Raw genomic sequence first — 12672 nt, forward strand, 5'->3', positions numbered from 1 at the left:
TTGAGCAAAAAAGCACCCTGCCATTCACTTTTTTTCCACAAATTCTGTCAAATTACGGTAATATCGCGGTTCATAATTTAAGAGTAACTGCTCCATGAAATACCTGCGTTGTTTACCCCTGATTCTTCTCTCTTTCTCATCTTTAGCCTCTGAGCGTTCTACGTTAACTTTTGCTTTAGATAATGATGGTATTTTTGGTGTCGACCAAGACTATACCAACGGCTTATTTCTGGGTTACACATCATCAAGTATTACGCCATATAACTGGGTAAAACCATTGAGTCTTTCCTACTGGGGCGCAAGCTCTCTAGACAAGTGGGAAATCACCATTGGCCACAAGATGTATACGCCTTCTGACATTGAGTTAGAAACGCCATCGCCTAATGATCGCCCATACGCAGGTTACCTTCACACTGAATTCAATTACATCAGCTTAAACCCACAGCAAGCCCAGCGTTTTAATATCACGTTTGGTACTACGGGCGAACGTGCACTGTCTGAAGATGCTCAAAAGCTGGTTCACTCAATCACTAAGTCGGATGAGCCGATGGGTTGGGAATACCAAGTTGATGATGAGTGGGCGGGAAGCGTTGGTTACCTAAGCCATTTCAACCTAATGCGTAATCAAGCTCTTGCGAATACTGACTACGAAATCTCTAACGTTTCTGAAATCAACGTCGGTAACTTTAGAAGTGATATCTCGACTGGTTTTATGTTCCGTTGGGGTACGGACTTAGGCGGTAACTTTGGTGCAGCTAACATCACCACAGAAAACCCATTCAAACCTGGCATGATCGGCGCATCAAACGCTGGTTGGTTTACCTATGCCGGCCTTGAAGGTCGCTACCGATTCAACGACCTGACTATCGAAGGTGATCGTTCTGAAATCGAAGATAATTGGCCGAATCCAGAACAATACGATGTGACTTTAGAGAACATTCAGGCTACTGCTGTGCTTGGTGTGGCTTGGTATAACCAATACGTTGGTGCATCTTTCGCGCTAACAGCAAAAACACCGGATTACGAAGAAGCGAAAGAGTCAGTGTACACCACTGGCGGTATCACAATGTTTGCTTTCTTCTAGCCACCAGTAAGGGCTTTCGTCCTTTACTTTTCAAGTTTAATAAAGGCAATCATCTTCACAGGTGGTTGCCTTTATTTTTAAAGGTCTCGTTACCATTTGACCCTATTTTATGTACCGATTTTGTAATAAAATAAACGGTATAAATTCCTCTACGAGAATAGCTCATGTCTACAACTGGTCGCATTCACTCATTCGAATCTTGTGGTACTGTCGATGGCCCTGGTATCCGCTTTATTGTGTTTCTTCAAGGCTGCTTAATGCGTTGTATGTACTGTCATAACCGTGATACATGGGATCTTCATGACGGAAAGGAAGTAACGGTCGAAGAGATCATCAACGAAGCAAAATCATACCGTCATTTCATGAAAGCTTCGGGCGGTGGTATCACCTGTTCTGGTGGTGAAGCGATGCTACAACCTGAGTTTGTTCGTGATTTTTTCCGCGCAGCTCAAGCTGAAGGCATCCACACTTGTCTTGATACTAATGGCTACATTCGTAAGCACACTGAAGTGGTTGACGAAGTACTAGAAGCCTCTGATCTAGTGATGCTCGATCTTAAGCACATGCGAGATGAGATTCACCACGATTTCATTGGTGTATCAAACAGACGTACTCTGGATTTTGCGCGCTACCTACACAAAATCGGTAAGAAGACGTGGATTCGTTATGTGATTGTCCCTGGCTACACGGACACGCCTGAAGATGCTCATCTGCTAGGTGAATTCATCAAAGACATGGATAACATCGAGAAAGTAGAGCTGCTTCCATACCATAAGCTGGGTGCACATAAGTGGGAAGCACTTGGTTTTGACTACCCTCTTGAAGGTACAAATCCGCCAAGCAAAGAGAAAATGGATGAGATTGTTGCTGTTCTTAGCCAGTATCATTCAAACGTAAAATACTAATACTGCAGACGATGCTCAACCTCTATTTTAAACGCCTTATTTTCGATTGGGGCGTTTTCTTTTCTAGCGCTAACTATCCTTTCACTTTTCTTTACAACTTTTTTTTATCAACTCAAAAAATCATATTAAATCCGTGTTGAGATCATGTTTCCACTCGTAGGAATGCTGTTACTCTTACTGCAACAAAAGAATACAACATTTAGTTTTTAGTGAGGCTCCTCCCATGGAAATGACCAATGCTCAGCGTCTAATTCTATCAAATCAATACTACCTAATGTCTCAAATGGATCCTGAGAACTCCGCGAAATACCAGCGTCTACAAACGATTGTAGAACGTGGTTACGAACTCCAAATGCGTGAACTTAACAAAGAGTTTGGTTGTTTGACTGAAGCAGAATGTCGCGAAATTATCGACATCATGGAGATGTACCATGCAATGCAAGAGTCGAACAAAATGCTTGCAGAACAAGAGCGTGCTGAAGTAGACCAACGTCGCCTGCAGTTCTTAGGTTTTGATATCGCTTCTGAAGCGCAGATCGTACACTACGTGCGTTTCCTTGTTGATTCTGAAGGTCTTTACCCTCAATTCGACAAAGCCGATCACCACTTCAATAGCCAGATGCCAATGCTAGAGAAGTACCGTCGCATGCTAACAACATGGCGCAACTGCCCTCGTCAGTACCACCTATGTGCGACAGAGCTATCTCAAATCTTTAGCGCTTAATTCGTTAATAGATCAGCGATAACTTTTAAAAAGTTTCAAGAAAAAGGGTTACTCATCATGAGTAACCCTTTTTTTAATGTTCGCACACAAAGAGAAAAACCAAAGCAACTAGAAAACGTAAGCAACACCAACGTTCGCGGCCATGTTGATACCACTTTCAAGTATTGGGCTATTCTCTATATCACCTTCAAGGTTGGTATAACGAACGCCACCAGTTACTCGAACATTTGGCGTAACATGCAGATAGCCACTATTTTGAACCCATTATTCTTCACTACATCTACCTATTTATTGAGCAATTTTTGATAACTTAGCGCATTATATGGTACCCCATTCCAAAAATCAATAGAGCCCAGTTATACATCTAATGCACATAAATCCATTGTGAGTATTGTTAAGCGACCTAAAATCTCAAAACAAACGGCCAGATCCCCTCGAATGTAAAATAATTTGATTCTACGCGCCTCAAGTTGCCTATTGCGCTCGCCACGTTTTTCACACGCAAAATTGTAAATAAATACATAATTGTTAAGCAAAATTGTGGAAGCGGGTCTAACCTTAAAATGTAGGGAGAGCCTATTTTTCAATCGCTCGTCAGTTTTGACTGGTTAACAAGGGGAATGTGACTATGAGTATCTTTGACCACTATCAATCACGTTATGAAGCAGCCAAGGAAGAAGAGCTGACATTGCAGGAGTTCTTAGGGCTGTGTAAAGACGATAAAAGTGCTTACGCTAATGCTGCCGAGCGCTTATTACTAGCCATTGGCGAACCAGAGGTTATTGACACTGCTCAAGACCCTCAACTGAGTCGTATTTTCTCGAACCGTGTCATCTCACGCTACAGCGAATTTAAAGATTTCTACGGTATGGAAGATGCGATTGAACAGATTGTTTCTTACTTAAAACATGCTGCGCAAGGTTTAGAAGAACGTAAACAAATCCTTTACCTACTTGGCCCTGTGGGCGGTGGTAAATCTTCTCTCGCTGAAAAACTCAAAGCCCTGATGCAGAAACTACCAATCTATGTATTGTCTGCTGACGGTGAACGAAGCCCAGTAAACGATCACCCATTCTGTCTATTCGACGTTAACGAAGACGGCGACTTATTGAAGAATGAATATGGCATTGAGAAACGCTATCTTCGCTCAATTATGTCTCCGTGGGCAGCGAAACGTCTGCACGATTTTGGTGGTGATATTTCCAAATTCAAAGTCATCAAACTGCGCCCTTCTATTCTCGATCAAGTTGCGATCGCGAAAACGGAGCCAGGTGATGAAAACAACCAAGATATCTCGTCTCTGGTTGGTAAAGTTGATATTCGTAAACTTGAACACTTCTCTCAAGATGATCCTGATGCCTACAGCTACTCTGGTGCGCTTTGTAAAGCCAACCAAGGTGTGATGGAATTCGTGGAGATGTTCAAAGCGCCAATCAAAGTATTACACCCTCTACTTACGGCAACACAAGAAGGTAACTTCAACGGTACCGAAGGGCTTTCTGCACTGCCATTTGACGGTATGATTCTCGCTCACTCGAACGAATCTGAGTGGCAGACCTTCCGTAACAACAAAAACAACGAAGCATTCCTCGACCGTGTGTACATTGTAAAAGTCCCTTACTGTCTGCGTGTGTCTGAAGAAGTTAAGATCTACAAGAAACTGCTTGAGCACAGTGAGCTATCCCAAGCGCCTTGCTCACCAAGCACACTCGATCTGCTATCGCAATTCAGCATTCTTTCGAGACTAAAAGAGCCTGAAAACTCATCTCTATTCTCTAAGATGCGTGTTTACGATGGTGAGACTCTAAAAGACACCGATCCAAAAGCGAAGAGCTACCAAGAGTACCGAGATTATGCTGGCGTTGACGAAGGCATGTCTGGGCTATCAACGCGTTTCGCCTTTAAGATCCTGTCTCGTGTGTTTAACTTCGACCAAGCCGAAGTGGCCGCGAACCCAGTGCACCTGTTCTACGTTATTGAGCAGCAAATCGAACGGGAGCAGTTCCCTCAAGAGACCGCCGAGAAGTACCTAGAGTTCTTGAAAGGATACCTAGTGCCACGCTACGTAGAGTTCATCGGTAAAGAAATTCAAACCGCTTATCTAGAGTCTTACTCTGAGTACGGTCAGAATATCTTCGACCGCTATGTCACCTACGCAGATTTCTGGATTCAAGACCAAGAGTACCGCGACCCAGAAACAGGCCAACTATTTGACCGTGCTTCTCTGAATGGCGAACTAGAGAAAATCGAGAAGACAGCCGGTATCAGTAACCCTAAAGACTTCCGAAATGAGATTGTGAACTTTGTGCTTCGTGCCAAAGCCAACAATAACGGTCAAAACCCAGTGTGGACGAGCTACGAGAAACTGCGCACTGTGATTGAGAAGAAAATGTTCTCTAACACAGAAGAGCTACTTCCTGTTATTTCGTTCAATGCTAAGACCTCAACGGATGATCAGAAAAAACATGACGACTTCGTTGCTCGTATGATGGAAAAAGGCTACACCGAGAAGCAAGTGAGACTGCTATCTGAGTGGTACCTAAGAGTTCGTAAATCCTCATAACTAAACGGTATTGAGCTGCTCAACTGAGCAGCTCGTATAAACCAATAACTTTTATACCTTAGTAAATCAATAACTCTTATACCCGAATAAAAAGTAGGATCGCGACATCAGCTGAGAGGGAGTTCTTATGGCACAATTTATCGATCGGAGGCTCAATGGCAAAAATAAGAGTGCTGTGAATAGACAGCGTTTCTTACGACGCCATAAAGAGCAAATCAAAGAATCTGTGGCCGATGCAGTTAACCGACGCTCAATCACCAATACAGAAACAGGTGAAGACGTCACTATTCCCCATAAAGACATCAAAGAGCCGAACTTTCACCAAGGTCAAGGCGGCGTAAGAGAGCGCGTTCACCCAGGTAATGATCAGTTCATCACTGGCGATAAAATCGAACGCCCTAAAGGTGGTGGTCAAGGTGGTGGCTCAGGCCAAGGCGACGCAAGCCCTGACGGCGAAGGCCAAGATGAATTTACCTTCCAAATTTCAAAAGATGAGTATCTTGATATTCTCTTTGAAGATTTAGCTCTACCTAATCTAGAGAAAAATCAGGTCAACAAAATCACCGAATGGAAAACTCACCGCTCTGGTTACCAAAGCGCGGGGATTCCATCCAACATCGCTATCGTTCGTTCACTACAGCAATCTCTGGCTCGTAGAACCGCGATGACAGCAGGTAAAAAGCGCGAGCTTAACCTACTGATGGAACAGCTTGACCAAGTTAAAATGACGGAGCCGGCACAACCTTTTGAGGAAGGTCGCCTCAAAGAAGAGATTGCCGAGTTACGTAAAAAGATTGAAAGCGTGCCGTTCATTGACACCTTCGACTTACGTTTTAAAAACTACGAGAAGCGCCCTATTCCATCTAGCCAAGCCGTGATGTTCTGTCTAATGGATGTATCGGGCTCTATGGATCAGGCCACAAAAGATATTGCGAAGCGCTTTTATGTTCTTCTGTATCTGTTCTTAAATCGCACCTACGAAAACGTCGATGTTGTGTTTATTCGTCACCATACTCAGGCTAAAGAGGTCGACGAACATGAGTTTTTCTACTCACAAGAAACGGGTGGCACCATTGTTTCGAGCGCACTGAAACTGATGAAGGAAATTGTCGCAGACCGCTACCCTGCTAATGAGTGGAACATCTATGCAGCACAAGCCTCTGATGGCGATAACTGGGCTGATGACTCTCCTCGTTGTAAAGAGTTACTGGTCAATACGCTTCTGCCAACTTGCCAATATTACTCTTACATCGAAATAACACGCCGCTCTCATCAAACGCTTTGGCACGAATACGAAAAACTCGAGAGTAGCTTTGACAACTTCGCCATGAAAAACATTAAAACGGTGGATGATATTTTTCCTGTGTTTAGAGAACTGTTCCAGAAAGAGACAGCGTAAGGGAGTTTGCCATGACAGCGAAATCAAACGTTGCAGAGAAAGACAAAGCTGCAAAGAAGAAAAACGACAAGATGCTGCCTGATGGTCCAGATTGGACATTCAACCTCTTGGAGAAATACCACGTAGAAATTAAGCGTGTGGCGCAGCATTACCGTTTAGACACTTACCCAAACCAGATTGAAGTGATTACTTCAGAACAGATGATGGATGCCTACTCGAGCATTGGTATGCCTATCAATTACAACCACTGGTCTTTTGGTAAGAAATTCATTCAAACCGAGCAAAACTACAAGCATGGCCAAATGGGCTTGGCATACGAAATCGTAATCAACTCCGATCCTTGTATCGCTTACCTGATGGAAGAGAACACGGTCACAATGCAGGCGCTGGTAATGGCTCACGCTTGTTATGGCCACAACTCTTTCTTTAAAGGCAACTACCTGTTCCAAACATGGACCGATGCCAGTTCCATCATCGATTACTTGTTGTTTGCTAAGAAGTACATCAGTGGTTGTGAAGAGAAATATGGTGTTGCTGAAGTCGAGCAGCTCCTTGATTCTTGTCACGCACTGATGAATTACGGCGTAGACCGATACAAACGCCCTGAGAAGATTTCCATTGCAGAAGAGACAGCAAGACAAGAAGAACGCGAAGCTTATCTGCAATCTCAAGTGAATGAGCTATGGCGAACCGTTCCTCAAAATAAAAGTAAGGAAGAAGAGACCAAGATCCGCTTTCCTAGCGAGCCTCAAGAAAACATTCTCTACTTTATCGAGAAGAACGCACCACTGCTTGAACCTTGGCAACGAGAGTGTGTTCGCATCGTTCGCAAAGTGAGCCAATACTTCTACCCTCAAAAACAAACTCAAGTGATGAACGAAGGCTGGGCAACCTTCTGGCATTACACCATTCTTAACCACCTTTACGACGAAGGCTTGGTGAGTGATAAGTTCATCTTAGAATTCCTACACAGCCATACCAGTGTCGTCGCACAACCCGCCTACAACAGCCCTTATTTCAGCGGAATAAACCCTTATGCGCTTGGCTTTGCGATGTTTAGAGACATCCGACGCATCTGTGAAGAGCCAACCGATGAAGATAGAGAGTGGTTCCCTGAGTTAGCAGGAAGTGATTGGTTAGAAGCGGTGCACTTTGCGATGCACAACTTCAAAGATGAAAGTTTCATCAGCCAATACCTTTCTCCAAAAATCATTCGAGACTTTAAGCTGTTCTCTGTACTCGACGACGACCGTAAAAATACCATTGAGGTGAGTGCTATTCATGATGATCCGGGCTATCGCCTGATTCGTGAGAAGCTTGCGGCGCAATACAACCTAAGTAACCTTGAACCAAACATTCAGGTGTTTAATGTCGATGTTCGTGGTGACCGCTCAATGACACTGCAATATGTGCCTCACGACCGCATCCCGCTTGATAAAGGCTACGACGAAGTGATGAAGCATCTCTATCGCTTGTGGGGCTTTGATGTGATTTTGGAAGAGCTCAAAGACACGGGTCATCGAGAAATCCTGACGACTTGTCCGAAACGCAATGACTATGGAGCCAAGATTTAATACCCATCATAGTAAGTAGATTATGGGTATAAAACTCCGCTCCCCCTACAACATAGTGGTCACCCGCTCGGAAGTGGAGCAATAAAAAAGCGCATAAGTCTGATGACTTATGCGCTTTCTTTTTAAGGCTCGAACTAAATAAGCTTAAACAATCGGCTTTTGACCGCGTTCAATCAGCTTCATCAGCACGCTGTCTGCAGATTTACCTGCCACGCCAGCTAGCTTGTCTGACAGCTTTTTCTTCTGTACATAGTGAATCGCTAAAACCGTCTTGTCTTTGCATGCTTCAACAACTAAGTCATCAGAAGTACGGATCTCATCCACCAGCCCAAGTTCATGTGCTTGTGTACCAAACCAGTGCTCACCCGTTGCAACCTTATCAAGGTCTAGCGCTGGACGATGGTCACGAATGAAGTCTTTGAATAAGCCGTGTGTCTCTTCTAGCTCTTCTTTGAACTTCTCACGTGCTTTATCGCTGTTCTCACCAAACATAGTCAGTGTGCGCTTGTACTCACCCGCAGTTAGCTGTTCAAACTCAATGTCGTGCTTTTTAAGCAGTTTATTGAAGTTTGGTAGTTGAGCAATCACGCCAATAGAACCAACGATAGCAAAAGGTGCTGATACGATTTTGTCTGCGATACATGCCATCATGTAACCACCGCTTGCTGCTACTTTGTCTACCGAGATAATCAAAGGCAGGCCAGCCGCTTTGATACGATCAAGTTGAGAAGACGCCAGACCATAGCCATGAACCATGCCACCGCCAGATTCAAGCTTAAGTAAGACTTCATCGCCTTCACGAGCCACAGCCAGAACCGCCGTTACCTCTTCACGCAATGAAGCCACTTCTTTCGCATCAATGCTGCCGTTAAAATCAAGAACGAATAGATGTGGTTCACGCTTGCTATCAAGCTCACCCTCTTTCGCTGCTTTCTTCACTTCTTTACCGCGTGATTTTACTTTCTCTTTTTCCGCTTTCTTTTCTGCTTTATCACGGGCTTTGATGAAAGCATCATCGTGTAGATGGTGCTCTAATTGTTCAATCGTCTGTTTATGGTGTTCAGATAGGTTCGTGATTTCCAGCTCACCTTTAATCGCGCTTGATTTTCCACCCACAGATTTAGCAATGACTAAAATTGCAATGATGGCGATTACAACGGTCGCAATCTTGGCTAAAAACAAGCCGTAGTCCAACAAAAATTCCAATGTCATATCCCCTATTGTATGAATTAGTGTATTGTAACCATCTTGTCACGATTACCAAGAATTTCTCATCATTCCTGCGGTTATCTGTGTGATTAAACATCAATGGAATGACGAACATAATAAAAGAAAGAAGGATAAGCACAGTGGATTACCCAATCTCTACAGATGCCCTCAAAGATAAAGTAATTTTGGTTACAGGTGCCGGTGCTGGCATTGGTCGCCAAGCTGCACTAAGCTTCGCTCAACATGGCGCAACTGTCATTCTGTTAGGCCGCAATGTTAAAAACCTAGAATTCATTTACGATGAAATCGAAAGCGCTGGTTACCCGCAGCCTGCAATTATCCCATTGGATTTAAAAGGTGCGACAAAGCAGAACTACGTTGATATGGCTGAAACCATTCAATCACAGTTCGGTCGTTTAGACGGCCTACTTCATAATGCTGGCGTTCTTGGCACTCTGAGCCCGTTTGAGCAGATTGATGAAGAAACCTTTGATGATGTTATGCAGATCAATGTGAAGTCTGAGTTCTTGATGACTCAAGCTCTGCTACCTGCACTTAAAAAAGCAGAAGCAGGTCGTATCGTATTCACCTCTTCTACCGTTGGTCACTCTGGCCGTGCATTCTGGGGCACTTACGCGATTTCTAAGTTTGCTACCGAAGGGATGATGCAGATCTTAGCGGATGAGCTTGAAGACACAAACATCCGTGTTAATGCGATCAACCCAGGCGGTACTCAAACACGTATGCGTGCAAAAGCGTACCCAGGTGAAGATGCGAACAAGCTGAAAACGCCACTCGACATCATCCCACTGTACCTACACTTAATGAACCCAAGTGTGACAGACATTAATGGCCAATGTATCGATGCTCAACCTAAGTAACTGATATCATTGACCAATAGTAAAAAGTCGCTTCCATAGCGGCTTTTTTGTATCTAAATCAATCAACTATTACTGCCGCTAATTTTCATCATTTCTCTTTGCATCTTTTTCATTGTTAAATATACTGTATAAATATACAGGTATTTAATTATGCATGAACTAATAAAAAACTTACAAGACCGCCAGCTAATCTGGAAAGGGTTACAATCAACAACGCAAGGAAGCACCACTTCAACAGGCTATCCTCAACTGGATAAACAGCTTGATGGCGGCTTCCCGACGCACGGCGTTATTGAAGTTGAATCACAACAAGGGATCGGCGAGCTTCGCCTACTGACGCCCTATTTATCTCAACAAAACTCGCAAAAACTGGCCATATTCATTAACCCGCCAGGGAAGATCTGTGCTGAGTTTTTTAACAGCCAAGGCATTGAATTAGAAAACATTCTCGTTATCCAGCCTCAACGCGATCTCGATGCGTTGTGGGCAGCTGAGCAGTGCCTCAAAAGCGGCGCTTGTCACTCTGTATTGCTATGGGGAGCCGATCTAGAAATACACCAAACAAAGCGCCTACAAGCAGCCAGTGAAACCGGTAAGTGCCTGCAGTTTCACTTTAAAGCCACCAGCCATAATCAATTATCCCTGCCCGTTTCCTTAAGCATGAAACTCTCTTCTCACGCGCAGGGATTAAAGGTTGAAGTGACTAAGAGAAAAGGCAGCTGGTCGTATGGCAGCTTTATTCTAGACATGACACACTACTGGCCGTTACTCACAGAGAAAGTCGTTTATGAAGACAATTCAGACCGCGCTTTGTCTGGTAACACTGTGCTGGCTTTTCCTATTGCGAAGCAAGGCTAACGTATGTTGTGGCTTTATCTGCACTTTCCATCTCTGCAGTTGGATACCTTGTTTAACTCTAATGAATTGGGTTCGAGCGAAGACTCACGCGAACAACCTATTATCATCGTGGATGAAAAAGATCACCATGTACTGCAAGCAAACCCAGCTGCGCTGCAATCGGGAATTTCGCTTGGTATGGGCTTAGGGTCTGCAGCAGCTTTGTGCCACAACTTACACGTCCACCCTTACAGTATTGAACTGGAGAAAAGTAAGCTTAAAGAGATCGCTCAATGGGCGTATCTGGTCACTTCCGACATGGCGTTATTGCCACCTAATGGTTTGTTGATTAAAGCCTCTAACATGCTGTCACTTTACGACGGGCTAGATAACTACTGGCATGAGCTCAAAAGCCACTTAGAAACGCTCAATATCCAGTTCAGCTTCGCTACGGGTTATTCGCCGCTTTCTGCGATCCTTTTGGGTAAGCAAGCGATCAACCAAGCAACAAACAATATTGAGCAGATGAAAACTTGGGTCAATCAACAAGCATTAATTTCCAGTGAGCTACCGACCAAGCAAGTGGAACGCCTGAACCGTGTCGGTATCAATACCGTTGAAGACTTATTAAAGCTGCCTTTGCAAGAGGTCGCACGCCGCTTTGATATCGACTTGGTGAATTATGTCGGTCGCCTTAACGGCCAGTTCAAGCACCCGATTGATTTCTATCATCCACCAGAGAATTTCCAGCAATATTTGGAGCTATTGTTTGATATTGAAAACATCCTATTTATCGAAAAGCCGTTGCTGAAATTACTGAATCAACTCGAATGTTTTTTGAAGCTACGCGATCGAGTGGCTTTCGAGTTAACTCTGACTTTACACCTAAGAGATAAAGACGATCACCCTGTCTCTTTTTATTCGGCACAAGGTGATTACCTTGCTGAAAAATGGGCGAACCTTACTCATCTCACCTTAGAGTCACTCAAGCTCACCGCACCGGTTCAAGGACTGACCCTCAGCTTGGTTCGTCATGGAGAACCCCAAATGGCCTACCATGATCTTTTTGATGGTAATACCGGAACACTTGCCGCGTTAGATTTGCTCTCACTACTGCAAGCAAAGCTTGGACAAGCCTGTATTCAAACACCAAAAATACAGCACGACCCAAGGCCAGAAAAGGCCAATCAGTATTCGCTCCCAACACTGAGTAAGTCTGTGACAAAAAGGCAAACACCCCCAGAGAGCGAGCAACAAACCATAGCTCTCAGCGTCGTTCAACAGCGGCTCAGGCCCAGTATTTTACTGCCAGAGCCCGAAGCCTTAACCGAAAGCGTCACCTTATCTCAAGGCCCAGAGCGCATTGTGTCTGGCTGGTGGGACGGAGAGAAGGTCATTCGTGACTACTTTATTGCTCACAGCGAAAACGGTCGGTGGCTCTGGATATTTAGAACGCCAGATAAACAGTGGTTTTTGCACGGCTTATTTAGCTAGTC

The 12672-nt window shown here is 44.2% G+C and carries 10 protein-coding genes and 1 pseudogene; 9 read left to right on the forward strand and 2 right to left on the reverse strand.

Annotated elements, in window-relative coordinates; genetic code table 11:
• Window positions 1-94: 94 nt before the first annotated feature.
• The 3 genes from AB6E54_RS07620 to AB6E54_RS07630 all read left to right on the forward strand — a co-directional run bounded on the left by AB6E54_RS07620 (window position 95) and on the right by AB6E54_RS07630 (window position 2713).
• Window positions 95-1084: a lipid A deacylase LpxR family protein gene (locus AB6E54_RS07620; protein ID WP_102332498.1), complete on the forward strand. Its 990-nt coding sequence runs from the start codon at window positions 95-97 to the stop codon at window positions 1082-1084.
• 164 nt (window positions 1085-1248) lie between these two features.
• Window positions 1249-1989, forward strand: coding sequence for a pyruvate formate lyase 1-activating protein (gene pflA, locus AB6E54_RS07625; protein WP_010437353.1), 741 nt, complete (start codon window positions 1249-1251; stop codon window positions 1987-1989).
• A gap of 223 nt (window positions 1990-2212) precedes the next feature.
• On the forward strand, window positions 2213-2713 hold the full coding sequence (locus AB6E54_RS07630; RefSeq protein ID WP_017066932.1) for a YfbU family protein: 501 nt from the start codon (window positions 2213-2215) through the stop codon (window positions 2711-2713).
• A 108-nt stretch (window positions 2714-2821) separates the two neighbouring features.
• On the opposite strand, the pseudogene AB6E54_RS07635 reads toward AB6E54_RS07630, so the two are convergent.
• Window positions 2822-2962 (reverse strand): annotated as a pseudogene (locus AB6E54_RS07635) (MipA/OmpV family protein); the annotation flags it as partial.
• A gap of 379 nt (window positions 2963-3341) precedes the next feature.
• Here AB6E54_RS07635 and AB6E54_RS07640 point away from each other — a divergent pair.
• The 3 genes from AB6E54_RS07640 to AB6E54_RS07650 all read left to right on the forward strand — a co-directional run bounded on the left by AB6E54_RS07640 (window position 3342) and on the right by AB6E54_RS07650 (window position 8249).
• Window positions 3342-5276 (forward strand): PrkA family serine protein kinase, encoded by a 1935-nt coding sequence (locus AB6E54_RS07640; RefSeq protein ID WP_017062132.1) that lies wholly within the window; start codon window positions 3342-3344, stop codon window positions 5274-5276.
• 127 nt (window positions 5277-5403) lie between these two features.
• Window positions 5404-6675: a YeaH/YhbH family protein gene (locus tag AB6E54_RS07645; RefSeq protein ID WP_017062133.1), complete on the forward strand. Its 1272-nt coding sequence runs from the start codon at window positions 5404-5406 to the stop codon at window positions 6673-6675.
• An 11-nt stretch (window positions 6676-6686) separates the two neighbouring features.
• A complete protein-coding gene (locus AB6E54_RS07650; RefSeq protein WP_050634858.1) occupies window positions 6687-8249 on the forward strand; it encodes a SpoVR family protein in 1563 nt (520 codons plus the stop codon).
• A 144-nt stretch (window positions 8250-8393) separates the two neighbouring features.
• Here the strand turns inward: AB6E54_RS07650 and sohB are convergent, their stop codons facing one another.
• The gene (gene sohB, locus AB6E54_RS07655) at window positions 8394-9461 is read right to left on the reverse strand and encodes a protease SohB (RefSeq protein WP_065583981.1); all 1068 of its coding nucleotides are present in this window, start codon (window positions 9459-9461) and stop codon (window positions 8394-8396) included.
• Window positions 9462-9598: 137 nt separating this feature from the next.
• Between sohB and AB6E54_RS07660 the strand changes: the two genes are divergently transcribed.
• From AB6E54_RS07660 to AB6E54_RS07670, 3 genes are all read left to right on the forward strand, one after another.
• The gene (locus AB6E54_RS07660; RefSeq protein WP_017062135.1) at window positions 9599-10339 is read left to right on the forward strand and encodes a YciK family oxidoreductase; all 741 of its coding nucleotides are present in this window, start codon (window positions 9599-9601) and stop codon (window positions 10337-10339) included.
• A 150-nt stretch (window positions 10340-10489) separates the two neighbouring features.
• Window positions 10490-11197, forward strand: a complete 708-nt coding sequence (gene imuA / locus AB6E54_RS07665) for a translesion DNA synthesis-associated protein ImuA (protein ID WP_017063488.1) — start codon at window positions 10490-10492, stop codon at window positions 11195-11197.
• 3 nt (window positions 11198-11200) lie between these two features.
• Window positions 11201-12670, forward strand: a complete 1470-nt coding sequence (locus AB6E54_RS07670; protein WP_102319685.1) for a DNA polymerase Y family protein — start codon at window positions 11201-11203, stop codon at window positions 12668-12670.
• Window positions 12671-12672: the final 2 nt, after the last annotated feature.

This window comes from Vibrio sp. 10N.247.311.49 (assembly GCF_041467655.1).
In the GTDB taxonomy this organism is placed as follows: Bacteria; Pseudomonadota; Gammaproteobacteria; order Enterobacterales; family Vibrionaceae; genus Vibrio; species Vibrio crassostreae_C.

Coding starts and splice junctions, on each gene's coding strand:
- pflA (WP_010437353.1), top strand. CDS start 1,249: ATGTCTACAACTGGTCGCATTCACTCATTCGAATCTTGTGGTACTGTC.
- sohB (WP_065583981.1), bottom strand. CDS start 9,461: ATGACATTGGAATTTTTGTTGGACTACGGCTTGTTTTTAGCCAAGATT.
- AB6E54_RS07630 (WP_017066932.1), top strand. CDS start 2,213: ATGGAAATGACCAATGCTCAGCGTCTAATTCTATCAAATCAATACTAC.
- imuA (WP_017063488.1), top strand. CDS start 10,490: ATGCATGAACTAATAAAAAACTTACAAGACCGCCAGCTAATCTGGAAA.
- AB6E54_RS07670 (WP_102319685.1), top strand. CDS start 11,201: ATGTTGTGGCTTTATCTGCACTTTCCATCTCTGCAGTTGGATACCTTG.
- AB6E54_RS07645 (WP_017062133.1), top strand. CDS start 5,404: ATGGCACAATTTATCGATCGGAGGCTCAATGGCAAAAATAAGAGTGCT.
- AB6E54_RS07650 (WP_050634858.1), top strand. CDS start 6,687: ATGACAGCGAAATCAAACGTTGCAGAGAAAGACAAAGCTGCAAAGAAG.
- AB6E54_RS07640 (WP_017062132.1), top strand. CDS start 3,342: ATGAGTATCTTTGACCACTATCAATCACGTTATGAAGCAGCCAAGGAA.
- AB6E54_RS07620 (WP_102332498.1), top strand. CDS start 95: ATGAAATACCTGCGTTGTTTACCCCTGATTCTTCTCTCTTTCTCATCT.